The following is a 15,711-nucleotide window of genomic DNA, read 5'->3' as shown; positions in this document are numbered from 1 at the left end:
ACAGTCCGTGCATATATTCCATGCTTTTGCCTTCTATAACTGTAGCAATATCCTATCAAATGTGATAAAAATGTGTCAACCCTGCCGCCGCTTCTCTCTTGCGAATGTATAGTTCCCTTCATACTTGACGAGTTTTCTGCCGTCAAGCCACCAGGTGACATTGAAAAGCCGGTCAAGAAAGTATCTGTCGTGCGAAACCGCGATAATCGTCCCTTGAAATTGGCTTAATGCTTCTTCAAGCATCTCCTTCGATTCGATGTCCAAATGGTTTGTCGGCTCATCGAGGATCAGCACATTATGGTTTTGGTGAACGAGCTGGGCCAAGCGAAGCCGCATCCGTTCGCCTCCGCTTAAATTTTTCACTTTTTGAAAGACGGATTGGCCGAAAAACAAAAACTTTGCAAGCAACATTCTGGCTTCGCCTTCTGATGCAGAAACATGTTCACGGAATTCGGCTAAAACCGTGCGCTCTTCCTCCATTTCGCCGACATGCTGCGTCAGATATGCGGCCGATAAATTGCTGCCAAGCTGCACGTCACCGCTATCCGGAGTTTCCTTTCCGCTAATGATGTTGAGCAGCGTCGTTTTGCCGCTGCCGTTCTCTCCGACGATGGCCGCGCGCTCCTGAAAACGGACATGCATACTGAGATTGTCAAAAAGCAACCGCTCACCGAAGCTTTTGCAGACATCCTCAAGCCTGATGACATCTTTTCCGCTTCGTTCATCCATGGTGAAAGCTAAATCGATCTTTTTGCGTTCCAGTACGGGTTTCTTCACCTTCTCCATGCGCTCCAAAGCTTTTTCCATGCTTTTGGCTCGCCGGTGCAGGCCATCATTCGGAGGATTGGCGCGATTCGCCCATTCCTTCAGCCGCTTGATCGTGTCCTTCATTTTTTTGATTTTCTTCTGCTGATCCTGATAGTCATGAAATTCTCTCATGAGGCGCTCTTCCCGTTCATCGGCATAATGTGTATAGCTGCCTTTGGAAAAGTGAAGCTCTCCCTGGTCGATTTCAAGAATTGAGGTGACCGCTTCATCCAGGAAATAGCGATCATGCGATACAATGACTGCTGTGCCTTTGTACTGCTTTAAAAAAGACGTCAGCCATTCGATCGCTGTCAAATCCAAATGGTTTGTCGGTTCATCCAGTAAAAGCAGATCCGGAGCTGCCAAGAGAAGCCTGGCAAGACCCGCTTTCGTCCGTTCTCCTCCGCTTAACTCCCGCCACTCGGCATCGAGTAGCCGCTCGATATTTAAGCCGTGCGCTACCCGTTCGATTTGCGCACTGATGCCGTAGCCGCCTTTCCGCTGAAATTCATCTTGTAAAGCCCCGTACTTTTCCAATAGAAGACTGAGTTTTTCCTCGTCCTTTTCAACGGCCAATTGCCGTTCAATCCGGGAAAGCTTCTGCTGTGTGTCCCATAATGACGAAAAAACATCATACAGCAGCTCTTTTACCGTTTGGCTGCCGTCCCATGCGGGATTCTGCTCCAAGAGCCCCGTTGATAATCCTTTTTTCCAAGTCACAAGGCCTTCATCAGGTTTCGCTTGGCCGCCGATCAGCTTCAACAACGTTGTTTTCCCTTCCCCATTTCGTCCGATCAGACCGATTCGCTCCCCTTGGTGCAGGTCCCATGACAGCCCGCTGAAAATCGTATGTCCTCCGTATGTTTGCCCGACATGTTGCAAACTGCATATCATCATCTATTTTTCCTCCGCACTCCGTAAAGAGACACCGAGCATAAAAAAAGACGGCAGAGCTTACACCCCGCCGTCAGCATCAAAAATCCGATTGTGGGCAGATGTCTCTCACTGGTATTTTTTCCAATTGAATGTGTAAAAAAGGGCAGACTGATCCCGTAATACGCATACCCCGGAAAAAATCGCGCGACAAATATACAGATGAGCTTGCATATCCGTCATACGCTTACCAGTTTGATTCATCTTTTCCACCTCCTTTTAATAGTTACAATATATGAAAAATAAAGATAAAAGTCAACATGAAAAAGCCGGCCTAAAACGGCCGGCACACGAATCTGCTATTTTTGATAATGAATCCGGTAGATGTCATGGCGTCTGTCCTTGAGCTGCCGGACGGTTCCGTCCTGCCGCTGCCTTCTGAGAATTTCCAGGTCGACATCGCCGATGACCACCATTTCAATGTTCGGATTGCATTCTCCGACGATTCCATCCCTTGCGAATTCAAAATCTGAAGGAGCAAAAATCGCGGATTGTGCATATTGGATATCCATATTTTCGGTTTGCGGCAGATTGCCGACCGTACCGGAAATAACCGTGTACACCTGATTTTCAACCGCTCTTGCTTGAGCGCAGTATCTGACTCGCAAATAGCCTTGGCGGTCTTCCGTGCAGAAAGGGGTGAAAATAATCTTCGCCCCTTTTTCGGTTGCGATTCTGCCGAGCTCCGGGAACTCGATGTCATAGCAGATCTGGATCGCGATTTTGCCGCAGTCTGTGTCAAAGACGCGCACCTCGTCCCCCCTGCTGATGCCCCACCATTTTCGTTCATTCGGGGTAATATGAAGCTTATATTGCTTTTCGATAGTTCCGTCCCTTCTGAACAAGTAAGCGATATTGTAGATCTTCCCTTCTTCTTCAACGAAGTGGGAACCGCCGATAATGTTGACATTGTATTTAACGGCAAGATCTGTGAACAGGCTGATATAGTCTTCTGTATATTCAGTGATCCGCTGAACAGCCAGGCTCGGTGAACGCTCTTCAAGAAACGACATCAGCTGCGTCGTAAAGATTTCGGGATAGACGGCAAAATCCGCTCCCGCGTCTGAAGCCACGTCTGCATAGTATTCGACTTGGTTGGCAAACTCCTCGAAGGAATGAATCTGCTTCATCTCATATTGAATCACACAGATTCTCACCGGAAAAGCTGATTTGTAATAGCGCTTCGTCTGCGGCAAGTAGTCGACATTATTCCACTCCATCAATGTCGCATATTTGCTTGATGCTCTGTCATCCGGGAGATAGTTCGGATTGATCCTCATCATCGTAAATCCGTTCAACAGTTGAAACGAAAGAACCGGATCATAGATCTGGTGGTGGATGACTTGTTCGACATACTCCCTCGGCGTCATCTCGGAAGCGTACTTATGATAGTTTGGAATCCTGCCGCCGATGATAATGCTCTTTAAATTCAAGCGCCTTGCCAGATCTTTACGCGCTTCATAGAGACGGTGGCCGATCTTCATCCGTCTGTATTCAGGATGAACCATGACCTCGATCCCGTACATGTTTAAACCGTCGGGATTGTGATTCGTAATATACCCGTCGTCTGTAATATCTTGCCATGTGTGTCTGTCATCATATTCATCAAAGTTGATCAACAGGCTTGAACAGGAACCGATGACTTCTCCGTCAAGCTCTGCGCAAAACTGGCCTTCCGGGAAGTGTTCCAAATGGCTTTCCAGATGTTCCCGTTTCCATGGGATCATTCCCGGAAAACATAGCTCTTGAAGCCCGATGATGCTGTCGATATCTTTTTCTTCAATATTGCGGATGACAATCTTTTTTTCAAAGCGGGAAAGATCCAGTTTTTCAGACACGTCCCATTCCTCCTCTGCCTTCTTTATGATGGATTGGAAATTTTTTCGATCAGCTGCTCCAGCTCCATTTCCGCCATTGATTCCAAACGGTGGTCATAATGCTCGAACAGCAGGCTTTTCGTTACTTTATTCGGTACAATCACACATTTCATTCCGGCTCTTTTCGCGGCGACTGATCCGTTAACAGAATCTTCAAATGCAATGCACTCCTCAGGATTCACACCGAGACACTCCGCCGCTTTTAAATAGAGTTCCGGGTTCGGTTTGACTTCCTCAACATCATCGGCCGTTCTGATGCACTCGAAATCATCGTACAGGCCGATTTGTTTCAAATGCTGAGACACCCATTTATAATCCGAGCTTGACGCCAAGCCGATTTTTAAACCGAGCTCTTTCGCCGCGGACAAATAAGCTTCCACACCGGGACGCGCTTTTTCGCTTTCCATTCTTTTCGTAAAACGCTCTTGCCTCAATTTCGTCAATTGCTCATGGTCCAGCTTTTTTTGCAGCTGTTCCTCCAGATAAGAAAACGGCTGGAATCCGGCGGCCGTGCCGATGACATTTCCCCAAACCGACATAGGCAGCTCTGAGCCGTGTTCTTCAAAAATTTCCTGGAGCACTTCATATTCATGCGTTTCTGTATCTAAAATAAGACCGTCAAAATCAAAAACCACTGCTTTAATCATCGCGCTTTAGCCCAACTCCTTTTGACTGTTTGCACCATTCATTGTATCCTTCTTGCCGCCCCTTGAAAAGAGAAGACACTAAAAACCGGTATGTATAAATGAAGAAGAGCCTGCTGTAAGAGGCAAGCTCTTCCGGTTCTTACTGAGTCCGTGCCGGAGTGGAGATGTTCGTAAGCGCCTGTCCGGCAGATTCGTTGGACATTTCGTTTACCGCCAGATCCCCGAGCGCCAAAATCCCGACTAAATGGTTGTTATCGACGATCGGCAGACGGCGGATTTGACTTTGAGCCATCAGCTGTGATGCTTCTTCAAGGCTCATGTTCGGATTCCCTGAAACAACATTTGTTGTCATCACGTTTGAAACAGGTGTCTGTCCATCCTGGCCTTCCGCTGTCGTTCTGAGTGTGATATCACGGTCTGTGATCATTCCTTTTAACACGCCTTGATCTACGACCGGGATCGCCCCTATATTATGACGGCTCATCAACTCAGCCGCTTCTTGAACCGTTTGATTGGAAGAAATTGTCGCCACTTGCTTAGACATTGCATTGCTGATTGTCGTCAATAGACTGCACCCCTTTCGATTGTTAGTATGTACAGGTCGCGCACATGCTAAAAAGGAAGTTGGCACCATTTCATTGTGTTTTCAGCTTATTTCTTATATCATCTTTTCATAAAAAGAAGAGCTTTTCCGAAAACGGAACAAGCTCTTTCAATTCAGGCAAAAGCCGATTTTACATCAGCATTTTATTCTCGGTATTCACGATATGAAAGTCGGCGGATGTCAGAGGGAAGTACAAACCGCAGTCATTCAGCTTGCGGCAGTTTTTATCGAACAAATCACGGTCTTTCAGCATCCACCGGCGCTTCGCCTTAGTTAATAAGGCATGGATCAATTGCAGGCTTGTCATAATCTGAAACGCCTCATCGAGCGTTCCTTTGTATTCATCCTCTTTCAATTCAAGCATGCCCTGCTTTTTAAGTTCTTTTATTTTTTGTTTATTCAAGTACAATGGAAATATTTGATACAGCTCTGATACAAGCTCTTCTATATAAATTTCTTGTTCTTCAGTTGCTGCCTTTACAATTCGCAAATTGATCACCCTTCATCCCTTGTTCAAATCTCTTCAATCAGAATATCATACATAAACAATGGGCTGTGAAGGTAAGTGTTTCCTAATGGCTGAACGCTTTTTACAGAAAGGAGCAGTAAAAATGAACCAAAAAAACCACGGCTTAATCTTTAGTGCAGGCAGCCGGCATGACGGCGAACATTTATTTGCATTTCTAAAAAGAGAAGCGAAAGCATCGAAGCCTGTCATTCAATACTGGGTCGCAAACGAGAAAATTAAAGTGAATCATAAACCCGTAGATCATAACGTTCGGCTGGAGAGCGGAGACAGCGTGATGATCGATCTCAGGGAGGAGGAAGAAAGCGGAATCGTCCCTGAATACGGGGAACTTCCCGTTCTGTTTGAAGATGATCATATGCTCATTGTCAATAAGCCGGCGGGAATGGCGACACATCCGAATGAAGCTGGCCAGACCGGCACGCTGAGCAATCTTGTGGCGTTTTATTTTCAAATGAACGGCGAGGAGCGTAAAGTCCGGCACGTCCACCGTCTTGATAAGGATACGAGCGGCGCTGTCGTTTTTGCAAAGCACCGCCTCGCCCACGCCCTTTTAGACGAACAGCTGCAAAGAAAAGAACTGTCGCGTACATATCTAGCTGTAGCGGAAGGGAAATTCAGAAAAAGAACAGGAACCATTTCGGCGCCGATCGGCAGAGACAGGTACCACCCCGTCAGAAGAAGGGTGTCCGATTCCGGACAGCCCGCCGTGACCCATTTTGAATCGAAAGAGTATGACAGCCGGCACGATGTTACACTATGCAGGCTGCAGCTGGAGACAGGCCGAACCCACCAAATACGTGTTCACCTTGCAAGCATCGGTCATCCTTTGTCAGGCGACACTTTATACGGCGGTTCAGAGGGGCTTTTTCCGAGGCAGGCTCTTCACGCGATCGAAATCAATGTCACCCATCCGATCACAAAAGAACCCGTCACTGTCACAGCACCGCTGCCGGATGACTTGAAAGACGAAATCGGACGACTGTTCGGCACGATTGATTAAACATAAAAAAGGCAGTCCATTAAGGACAGCCTTAAAGCGGTTTTGCATACATAATATAGCGCTCAGGCGCATTTCCGACATAAGAAAACGGATAGCATGTCGTTAACAGCAGTTCTTCTTTTTCGTGCTGCAGCGTGATGATGGATGTATCATCTTGATCAACAATTTTCGTGTGTGTGATTTCATATTCGAAGCTTCCGTATGGAAGCTCGATTTTCAGCTTATCTCCGATTTCAAGCTCTCCTGTTCTGCGAAAAACCGTATCCCTGTGCCCCGAAAGAACAATTTGCCCGTTTTGTTTTGGATAATAGCTGTCTTTATAATGACCGACACCTTTTTTCAAATCATCGGGACTAGTTCCTTCAACGATGGGAAGCTCAGCGTCCAGTCTGGGAATATGGAGGATGCCTGCCGCTTCGCCGTTGTCGGGTTTAAACGATGCGGGCGCTGAGGGATGCTTTGCTGAACGGACGGATTGACTCGATGCAATGGCTTCTTTTGCTGCAGTTAAAGAAATATCGGTCTGTCTGTTCATATCGAATATTTTCCAGCCGCCGTATGCAAAAATGGCAAGCCCCGCCGTCATAAGCAGAAACGATAACATCTTGACTTTCATAGTTTTGCAATACCCCTTTTCCGCATATAAAGAATCGCTCCAAACATAAATGTCAGGAAGCCGTACAAAAGGAAACCGCCGTAAAAGGCCGCCGTATCGGGCAGCTTGTGCTCTTCACGCGAATCTGACAGAAACGCATCATTTGACAGACCGTCCATCTTCTCCTCCGGCGCATCCGCCCCTTCACCGATCGTCACGCCTGCAACAGGAGCAGCTCCGCTCTTTGACGTATCGCCATGAACCGGCTTTTCTCCGCTGTCATAGCCGGGCTTTTCTCCATCGCCCTTATCTCCAGCCGGTTTTTCTTCGTCATTCGGATCAGCGCCTCCGCTTCCGGGTTTTTCTTCATCATCAGGATCAGCTAGCTCTTCTCCCGGACGCGAATCATCTTCTGCTAATTTTTTGATTCGTCCTTCGGCAGCATAAGCGATCGGTTCTTTAAAGCTTTTGACAAATTCTACTGTGGCTTCGATATCCTCCGGCCCTGTGACCGAATTTTTTCCAAGCCGGGAAATCGGCGAATACTTGCTGCCCGAAGCAGATGCCATAAAATTGTTTACGGTCAGCGTATATGTCCGGTCTAAATCAATTGGCGTTCCGTCCTCAAGAAAGATATCCGCGGTTTTATTTGTTTTCGGGTCCCATGTGTAGGTAAAGCCGCTGATCGAGTAATCCGGACCGTATGATGGGGATATTTGCGCGTCTATAATATCGTATAAATCCCTTCCTTTAATTTCAAGCCTGACGAGTACATTGCCGAAAGGCTGGATATTGAACAAGTCTCCCCATGTAATCGTTCCTTTTTTTAAATCTTGGCGGATCCCGCCCCCGTTCATCAATGCGAAATCTGAATTCATCGCGTGCCGCATGCCGTCAGCAATCAGATTTCCGAGAGGGGTGTCTCCGTCATTTGAATAGCCTCCTGCCATGTCGTGCGCTGCTTCACCGACTTTCTCACCGATGATCGGCGCAACCATCTGCTCATATTTATCCAGTATCTGACCGACCGCCGGATCAGGCTTGAGCTTTTCCTGATTCACATATTCGATTTCCGCTTTCTTTTGAACAATGTCTTTCGATTCCCGATCGATTTCAAGATCGACAACACCGATTGCCTTCCCGTATTCGTATGCTTGAACGATTAAAATATCATTGACTTGGCCGTTGACCACTTCATGATTGTGGCCGGCAAAGATAACATCGATCTCGGGATCTGCTTTTTTGGCAAGTTCGGCTGATTCACCGGTCACAACTCCGCCGTCCTGGGAAGCTGTCATATGGGCGAGCACCGCTATCGCCCGGACCCCTTTCGCTTTCAATTCTTTTGCAGCCTGGTTGACGGCCTTTGTTTCATCTGTAAATTCAATTGAGCGAATCCCTTCGGGCATGACCATATTGGCAGCCGCCTGTGTCACGACGCCGATAAAAGCGACAGGCACTCCTTCAACTTCAATGATTTCATATGGAGGAAGAAAGCTGTCCCCGCTTGTTTTCAACTTGCAATTGGCGCAGACAAGCGGGAAATTCTGTCCGTCATAACCTTTTGTCCCTTTCCCTTCAGGGTGTTCGCCGCCGTTCAACATGCGCAGCAGCTCTTCGGTCCCTTCATCAAACTCGTGGTTCCCGACGGTTCCAATGTCAAATCCGATTTCCTCCATGACTTCAACTGTCGGTTCGTCTTGAAGCAGGGAAGAAACCGGCGAGCTTCCTCCGATCATATCGCCTGCATGGACGATCAGCGTATTTTCACGTTCGGATTTTTTTTCTTTGATTAATGCTGCTGCATAATCCATCCTGCCGAATGTTCCATCCGTCCGGCCATCGCCGTTTAGATCGAGCTCATATTGCTGATCGATCTTTCCATGCAGATCATTCATGCTTAACAGACGCAGCGGAATATTGCCGCTTTGCTCTTTTTTCGAATAGCCTGCAGCTTCCGCTTCTTCAGCCGTCGCAAAGAAAATTCGTCTTTCCACCGGAATCTCTCGCCACTTTTCAGGCGCAACATACGTTTTTTCCGCAGAGTCTCCGACGTGCCGCGTCAGCCCTTTGCCTTGCTCCCTGGCACGAAATTCAAACGGCATTTCGAGGAGGGGATCAGCGGGATTCCAAATGCCGATTTTCTCGTCTTTCGCCTTTTTGACGGCGCTTTGAAACAATTGATAGTCTTCATCGCTTCCAATCGGCCAAATGAAATAGGTGACAGCCATCCCCTTTTGGACAAGCTGCAAATTCGTATTGACGCCGTCTTCAGTGATGACTTGGGCAAGCAGGCGGCCGTAGCTGTCTTTTGCTTCTTTGCCCACCTTCACAGTGACTTTGTCTCCCGGAGCCAATATAGACTGCAAATATTCCTTCGCCTTGTTTCCATGTTTCAGCTGGTTTTCATCTAATTCATTTTTCGGCGTATGATAAGTTTCGGCTGTATCTATGTTGACATAGCGGACTTTTGTAGATCCGAGAACCGGCTCTTTTAAGTGGATCGTATCCCCGTCAACAACTCGTTCGACAACACTTTCGTATTCCCCTTCAGCAGCGGGGGGAGGATGCGCGACGCCGTCTAATATCTGAAGGTCGTCCTGCTTTCTTGGCAGAAGCTGCACCGTATCATAACGGCTTAACACGCCGGTAATTTCGTACCATTGTCCTTGTTCTATCGATTCGGCGGCGTTCGTTTGTTCCATCACCCTTAGTGTGAGCGGATGATAGTTTTCATCGATCATCGTGATATTATAGCCGCCGCCTGCCGGCGCATCCGGCTTTGTTTCAATAAAGCCTTTCATCTTCACAAGCCGGCCTTCGTATTCAGCTGCCGTTCCGTGATCGAGCACATCTTTAATGGTCAACGGAACAGGGTCAGGCAGTACCGCTCCTTCTCCGGTTACTTCAATGCCTGACGGTACAGGAACAATTTCTGTCAAACCTTTGAATGTCGTGATCTTCCCTGTGACCGAGACAGACATCCCCTCTTTCAGCTCCGGAAAATCGTCTTGTACAGCGGAATAAATATTGATTCCCGCCGTGTCGTCCTGAATAAATGTGGACAGTTTTCCTCCTCCGACAGCTGCTTGATCCGCAGTGACGATTCCTTTGATTTTGACCGTTTCATTTAAAAGCTTGCGCGCCTCGGCTATCGTTTTGATCTCCGGCTGGACTGGCGGCGCATCGCCTCCGGAAAATGTGATGGATTGAACGGATTTCAAACCGGGGGAATTAAAATATGTAGAGCGTTCGCCTTCAATGATGAGTTTTTTTCCGATGAGATGAGGGTTTGTCTTTAAACCGAACTGGTCTCTGAAAGATGCGGGTATCTGCACGGGGAGTATGTTCTCAGGTGATGTTTCCTCTTTTTTATCTGCGATTGCGATGTTATAATCGTTGGCGAAATTTCCGCTGAAACGATAATGGCCGCTCGACACAGTATGCCCGACGACATACCCTTCAACGGCTGCATGCCCTTCGTTGTGCTTAATCGCTTCTTCTACGGTAATCGTTTCTGAAGCGCGCGATACGTCCGCAAACGGCGCTAAAAAAGACGCAATCATCATAAGGGTGATCGTCAAACCAGCTAAAAAACGACACTTTAGAACATTGACCATATATTCGCCTCCCGTTTTTTGCTTCCTGTCAAGTTTATCTGATAATGATAAAGAACATATAATTTTTTTGTAAAATTTTCAAAAAAGAATGAGAACAGGGATGACCGCATTCTCATTCTTTAATCGGAAGCTTCAATTTTACGGTCGTTCCTTTTCCTTCCTCGCTTTCAAAATGAATGCTTCCGCCGTGATTTTCAATAATTTTAAATGTAACCATTAATCCGAGCCCGGTTCCTTTTTCCTTCGTTGTATAAAATGGCTCCCCAAGCTTTTCAAGCACATCTTTTGAGATGCCCTTTCCCTGATCTTCAAAGGTGATGAATACGCTGTCTTTTTCAAAGTAGGAACGTATTGTGATAAAGCCTTCAACATCCTCCATCGCCTCGATCGCATTTTTTAATATGTTGAGGAAAACCTGTTTCAGTTCATTTGATACAGCAAGAATCTCAGGGAGATCTCCGCTCAGCTGTTTCTCGATCCGCACATTGTTCAGCACGGCCTGCGACTCCAATACCATGCAGACATCTTCAACAATCGAGTTGACCTGAACCGGATCAAATGTAGTCGATTTTGTTTTGGCCAATACGAGAAATTCGTTGATAATCGCTTCAAGCCTGATGAATTCGGACATCATCACTTCCGCATAGTCTTTTTGATATTTTTTAGACTGGATCATCAGCTGGAGGAACCCTTTCAGAGATGTGAGGGGATTCCGTATTTCATGAGCGATCCCGGCAGCGAGCTGCCCGACCGCTGACAGCATTTCCGATTTCATAAGCATTTTTTCAGACCGCTTTTGGTTTGTAATGTCCTCGGATATCAGCATCACCTGATGCACGTTCCCTGCGCTGTCCTCCACAGGAACAAGGGAGGTTTGCTCCCACCTGTCCTGCTGCTCCCCATCCTGGTAATGAAGATCCCCTGACCATGGTTTCTTATCAAGGACGTGCTTCCAGTAGCGATGGAGATCATCACAGTGAAAATGCTTGCGGTAAATGTCAAATACATCCCTGCCGATGATGTCATCCTGTTGTTTTCTGAGCATCCGGCAGAAGCGTTTGTTTGCATAAGTAACCGAACCGTCGACCGAAGTGAGCAATATGTTGGCCGGACTTTGATCAATAGCCTGTGAGCTGATGTGCAGGGCCTCGTTTGTCTTTTTCAGTTCAGTGACATTCGTGAACGTGACAACAATGCCTTCAATCTTTTTCCCCGAAGCATAATAAGGCATCATTTTCACGGCATACCAGCCGCCGTTTGGCATTTCGAACTCTTTTACGACCGTCTTGTTTTCATAAAGCATCCGCTTTAAGTCATCGGCATACTCCTCATAGTTGAACCTCTCTGTCAGCTTATCGGCAGGCCTTGAAAGGTCCTCCTTTTTCAGGTCGAACATATTGGCGGCTTCTGGCGTAAATAATTTCAATTTCAATTCCTGATCCAAAAAAACGGCGGCGATGTTCGTGCTCGTCAGCAGATTGTTCAGATCATTTTTAAGGGTGTTCAGCTCATTCACTTTCTTTTCAAACGCCCTGTTTAGCGCCGTTAATTTTTTGTTTTCTTCCTGAAGCTTTTGATTGGCGGACACCAAAGCGTCGTTGGACGCTTCGAGCTCTTTTACCGTCCGGTACAGATGTTGGAGATGAAGCTGGCCGTCCTCTCCGCCGGATACCGGCGCGCGGGCAGCCTCTTCTTTTGCTTTTTCGATAAACAGTACATAAAGCTTGTGATACTGGCGGAAGAAACTTTTTAATGTCAAATGAACAAAGGATAGTTCTCCGCTTAAATAAATCGGAACGTTTTTAAACGACACTTTTTTCTCTTTTTTTGCCCGTTGTAAAGCGGCATTGACCTGCACGGATAAGCTCGCGGGAAAAGCTTGATGAATGTTGCCTTTTGAACTTTTCAAATATTGATCGGCACTTTCTGAGGACGCGACAATTTCTCCCCGGTCATTCAGGATCAGACAAGGAAACATATACTGGTCGATCAAGGAAAGATAAATATCATCCAGCCTATGAAAACCACTCAGTTCATTGATTTTTTTATATACTTCTGTTTGCACCTTCGGATACACAGAATCATTACCAAATAAACCTGACATTTTTCCAACCGTCTCACTTGAGCCCAGCATTACAAAACTCCTCCTTTTCTAAGTGCAAAATCAAAAAGGAAAACACCTTTTTTGCATTTTCATGATGATTGGCAGCTGAAATCATTTACGGAGGGAGAATCCTTTACAGATCGCGCAGGGGCAATAAAAAGTTTCCAGGCACCTTCTTTAAATGCCAAAGTTCTTCATGCCGATATCCACCCGGGCATTGCAAATCGATTGTTTTTCAGTCCATATTTAAACAAAAGTGCATGAACACAAGACCGACATCCGTCTTTTATTCTTCTTCCGGCAGCCTTTATTTGAATCCGACCTGTTTCGGCTCATTTGTTTTTTGGATATCAAACATCCATCCACTCATCGAATTCCTTTAACTGCCGGAAGCATGCATGAACATTTCATCATCGCCCGGCAGATATGTGCTCCGTTTACAAAGGTACGAGGGATCTCAAAACCGGCCAGAATTTCCTCTCCTGATCCTCAGTTTTTTTCAGTTTGACGCCAAAATGACCTCATTTCCACTTTCGACCAATGAGATGATATATTGTCTTTGAACACAAGACCCCCATAATATTTTCTCTGAACTAAACTATTCGACGGTTAGAATAAAATCCCTTTAAATCCAGTTTATCGATTATTCCTTTTTTGAATAAACATGACGGCAAAAACGAAATATAATAGTTGAATTACATTTAAGGAGGATACGTTAGAGTGGAACAGCAAAACCAGCCGCAAATGCAAATCAATCAAGGCAATGAAGGAATGCAGCATATGAATCACGGGGGCCACGAAGTGTTTGACATGCATGAAGTGTTGTCCGGTATGATCGGCGTTCTTGAGCAATATATGATGTTCAGAGAGCATGTCAAAGATCCGGAGCTGCTCGATATTTTGGACAGGCAGCACCGGTTTATTTCGTCTCAGTACAACATCACAACAGAATGTTTCAGAACGGGGCAAAAGCCGAGCCAGGAAACGGCAACATATATGATGAAAGAGGATCGCCAATTTGTCTACGGGTTAAAAGATGCCCAGCCAAAACAGCCGAAGCAATCCGTGCAGGCGATTGATGACGCCTGTATCAGCAGCTTTATGCTCGGCTTGATGAAAACCAATTGTTCGGCATTGGCCATGGCGGCTCCCGAAGTGACAAACCCTGTCTGCAGAAGGGTTCTCGCAGACCAGATTCCTCACTATATCGAAATGGCTTATGAAATTTTCCTTTATCAGAACAAACACGGGTACTATCAAGTTCCTCAGCTTGCACCGCAAGACATGCAGAAGATGACTTCAGCATTCGCTCCGGTGCAAGGTCAGCCGCAAATGCCTCCGAACGGGCAGCAGAGACCTATTCATTGATAATGAAAACGGCACGGAAGAGAAACGTTCCGTGCCGTTTTTTTCGCTTCATATTTCCGTTTGAATTCTTTTTCAAAGCCCAGTAAAGACTGACCGACGGCGGCCTTAAATCCGTCTTCAAAACTTCCCCGAGCAGCCGTTTCCTCGATCATGTCGAGGATGACATCCCTTCCTTTTTTCTCCACGAGCTCTTCGATCAAATAATAACTTTGCAAATAAATATCGGTTTCATATCCAATGCGTGCTTTTTGCCACTGCCTGTCGGTCTTCAGCTTGCTTAAAGGAACGGCTGACGGCAAAGTCCGGATTTCTACGGCGTCATGCGCAGAAACCCATTCCGCCACTCCCTCGTGAAACCAAAGCGGATAAGCTGCCGGGTCGGCATTCAGTTCTCTCAGCTTGACGTGAAAAGCATAATGGGTATACTCATGTATCAGCACCCGTTTGTACAGGAAGACGGCGAATCCCTCGCCGCTATTCAGATGCTTTTTCTCCTCGAGCAACAGCCCGATCATCCGCATATCATTTGAGTAAAATCCGGTGATATCCTTTAATTTTGAAAATGACTCCATATCATCGCGGTTTGAAAAAAAGATCAAATCAACGCTGTCTTGAAGAGGACTCGCAAACAGTTCTCGATTCATGTCAGCTGCTTCCTGAAGCGTCTCCTTTGTCAGCTCCAGAATCGTCCTATCTTCTTCAGCGTAATAAATGCTGACACTTTCATATTTAACCATTTCCAGCGATTCTTTCAGTTTTTCTTTTTTCCCAGAAAGAACAGCTGCCTCTGGGCTCTCTTGGCTGAACACGACAAAAACAGCCAATAACGAAGCGGATAGAGTGCCCGCCATAATTAAAATAAAGGCTGCTTTCATCTCTCCCGTCACATGTCATCCCTCCATCCGCAATGTGCTTCACTGTACTACACACTATGCGGGAAGGTTCAGGAAGTGGCCTGTATGAAAAGCAGCCAACAAAAAAAGCCGCTCATTGCGGCTTTTCATTATCTTTGATTCGGGAAAATTCTGTTGATCGTTTCACCGAATTCTTCAAACATGCCCTCGATCGGTTCGCCATTTTGGATTCTGTCGCCATAATTTCTCATCCGGTCAACAAAATCAGGATTTGCCGAAACGAATACATTGTTGATGTTATTGTCTGCTTCTTTAACCTTTTTCGAGATTTTCCCTTTCAGCTCATTCGTTACGTCGCCTTTCGGATTGCCTTTCAAAACGACCGCTACATAAGCGTTGCGGTTTGTCGTAATGACGTTTGCACTTCTGACTTCTTTCAGTTCCGTCACTTTGTCTGCAGCTTTATCCGCCACTTCCATATTATTATTGTTCCGATTGGCATCGCGGTTGTCTGTCACATTCATTTGGTCGTTGACGTTTCTGCCGTCATTGACATTCGTGCGGTCGTTATCTCTGTTTGTTACATTTTGAAGCGCATTGTCCTGGTTGCGACGGTTGTTATCCGCCCCCTGGTTTGCCATGCCGCATCCGGCTGTGAACAAAAACGGAAGGAGCAAAGCAACAATCGCGCTTTTTTTCATACTGAACATTAAAATTGCCTCCTTTAATGATTGACGTATAGGTTTTTTCTTTTTCGTGTTATTTATTTGTCT

The 15,711-nt window shown here is 46.3% G+C and carries 12 protein-coding genes; 2 read left to right on the top strand and 10 right to left on the bottom strand.

The annotated features are described in order from the left end of the window. Nucleotides 1-75 precede the first annotated feature (75 nt). The 5 genes from abc-f to MKZ04_RS00360 all read right to left on the bottom strand — a co-directional run bounded on the left by abc-f (nucleotide 76) and on the right by MKZ04_RS00360 (nucleotide 5,367). The gene (abc-f, locus tag MKZ04_RS00380; RefSeq protein WP_341045017.1) at nucleotides 76-1,704 is read right to left on the bottom strand and encodes a ribosomal protection-like ABC-F family protein; all 1,629 of its coding nucleotides are present in this window, start codon (nucleotides 1,702-1,704) and stop codon (nucleotides 76-78) included. A 335-nt stretch (nucleotides 1,705-2,039) separates the two neighbouring features. After that, nucleotides 2,040-3,578 (bottom strand): bifunctional GNAT family N-acetyltransferase/carbon-nitrogen hydrolase family protein, encoded by a 1,539-nt coding sequence (locus MKZ04_RS00375; RefSeq protein ID WP_020450701.1) that lies wholly within the window; start codon nucleotides 3,576-3,578, stop codon nucleotides 2,040-2,042. 23 nt (nucleotides 3,579-3,601) lie between these two features. Beyond that, a complete protein-coding gene (locus MKZ04_RS00370) occupies nucleotides 3,602-4,264 on the bottom strand; it encodes an HAD family hydrolase (protein ID WP_035339121.1) in 663 nt (220 codons plus the stop codon). A 139-nt stretch (nucleotides 4,265-4,403) separates the two neighbouring features. Further along, a complete protein-coding gene (locus MKZ04_RS00365) occupies nucleotides 4,404-4,808 on the bottom strand; it encodes a CBS domain-containing protein (protein WP_373367315.1) in 405 nt (134 codons plus the stop codon). A gap of 190 nt (nucleotides 4,809-4,998) precedes the next feature. Continuing rightward, entirely contained in the window at nucleotides 4,999-5,367 is a 369-nt protein-coding gene (locus MKZ04_RS00360; RefSeq protein ID WP_026579999.1) for a DUF5365 family protein, read from the bottom strand. A 112-nt stretch (nucleotides 5,368-5,479) separates the two neighbouring features. Here MKZ04_RS00360 and MKZ04_RS00355 point away from each other — a divergent pair, with 112 nt between their 5' ends. Continuing rightward, nucleotides 5,480-6,397: an RluA family pseudouridine synthase gene (locus MKZ04_RS00355; protein ID WP_035339123.1), complete on the top strand. Its 918-nt coding sequence runs from the start codon at nucleotides 5,480-5,482 to the stop codon at nucleotides 6,395-6,397. Between the two features lie 31 nt (nucleotides 6,398-6,428). On the opposite strand, the gene MKZ04_RS00350 is transcribed toward MKZ04_RS00355, so the two are convergent. The 3 genes from MKZ04_RS00350 to MKZ04_RS00340 all read right to left on the bottom strand — a co-directional run bounded on the left by MKZ04_RS00350 (nucleotide 6,429) and on the right by MKZ04_RS00340 (nucleotide 12,746). Further along, nucleotides 6,429-7,013 carry a class D sortase gene (locus MKZ04_RS00350; RefSeq protein WP_023856493.1) on the bottom strand — a complete coding sequence of 195 codons (585 nt, stop codon included), beginning with the start codon at nucleotides 7,011-7,013 and terminating at the stop codon, nucleotides 6,429-6,431. Continuing rightward, nucleotides 7,010-10,612 carry a 5'-nucleotidase C-terminal domain-containing protein gene (locus MKZ04_RS00345; protein ID WP_341045015.1) on the bottom strand — a complete coding sequence of 1,201 codons (3,603 nt, stop codon included), beginning with the start codon at nucleotides 10,610-10,612 and terminating at the stop codon, nucleotides 7,010-7,012. The genes MKZ04_RS00350 and MKZ04_RS00345 overlap by 4 nt, the downstream gene beginning before the upstream one ends. A gap of 112 nt (nucleotides 10,613-10,724) precedes the next feature. After that, nucleotides 10,725-12,746 carry an ATP-binding protein gene (locus tag MKZ04_RS00340; RefSeq protein WP_020450694.1) on the bottom strand — a complete coding sequence of 674 codons (2,022 nt, stop codon included), beginning with the start codon at nucleotides 12,744-12,746 and terminating at the stop codon, nucleotides 10,725-10,727. 690 nt (nucleotides 12,747-13,436) lie between these two features. Between MKZ04_RS00340 and MKZ04_RS00335 the strand changes: the two genes are divergently transcribed. Continuing rightward, nucleotides 13,437-14,084 (top strand): spore coat protein, encoded by a 648-nt coding sequence (locus MKZ04_RS00335; RefSeq protein ID WP_020450692.1) that lies wholly within the window; start codon nucleotides 13,437-13,439, stop codon nucleotides 14,082-14,084. Here the strand turns inward: MKZ04_RS00335 and MKZ04_RS00330 are convergent. Both MKZ04_RS00330 and MKZ04_RS00325 read right to left on the bottom strand, forming a co-directional pair. After that, complete coding sequence (locus MKZ04_RS00330; RefSeq protein ID WP_050821047.1) at nucleotides 14,078-14,971, bottom strand: hypothetical protein; 894 nt, start codon at nucleotides 14,969-14,971, stop codon at nucleotides 14,078-14,080. The two genes, MKZ04_RS00335 and MKZ04_RS00330, sit on opposite strands and share 7 nt — an antisense overlap. Before the next feature lie 116 nt (nucleotides 14,972-15,087). Next, a complete protein-coding gene (locus MKZ04_RS00325; RefSeq protein WP_035339130.1) occupies nucleotides 15,088-15,648 on the bottom strand; it encodes a YhcN/YlaJ family sporulation lipoprotein in 561 nt (186 codons plus the stop codon). Between the last annotated feature and the right edge of the window lie 63 nt (nucleotides 15,649-15,711).

Origin of the sequence: Bacillus sp. FSL W7-1354, from assembly GCF_038002405.1 — a bacterium.
Classification (GTDB): domain Bacteria; phylum Bacillota; class Bacilli; order Bacillales; family Bacillaceae; genus Bacillus; species Bacillus paralicheniformis.
The sequence above is the reverse complement of the archived record's forward strand: the minus strand, read 5'-3'. Positions and strand labels throughout refer to the sequence as shown.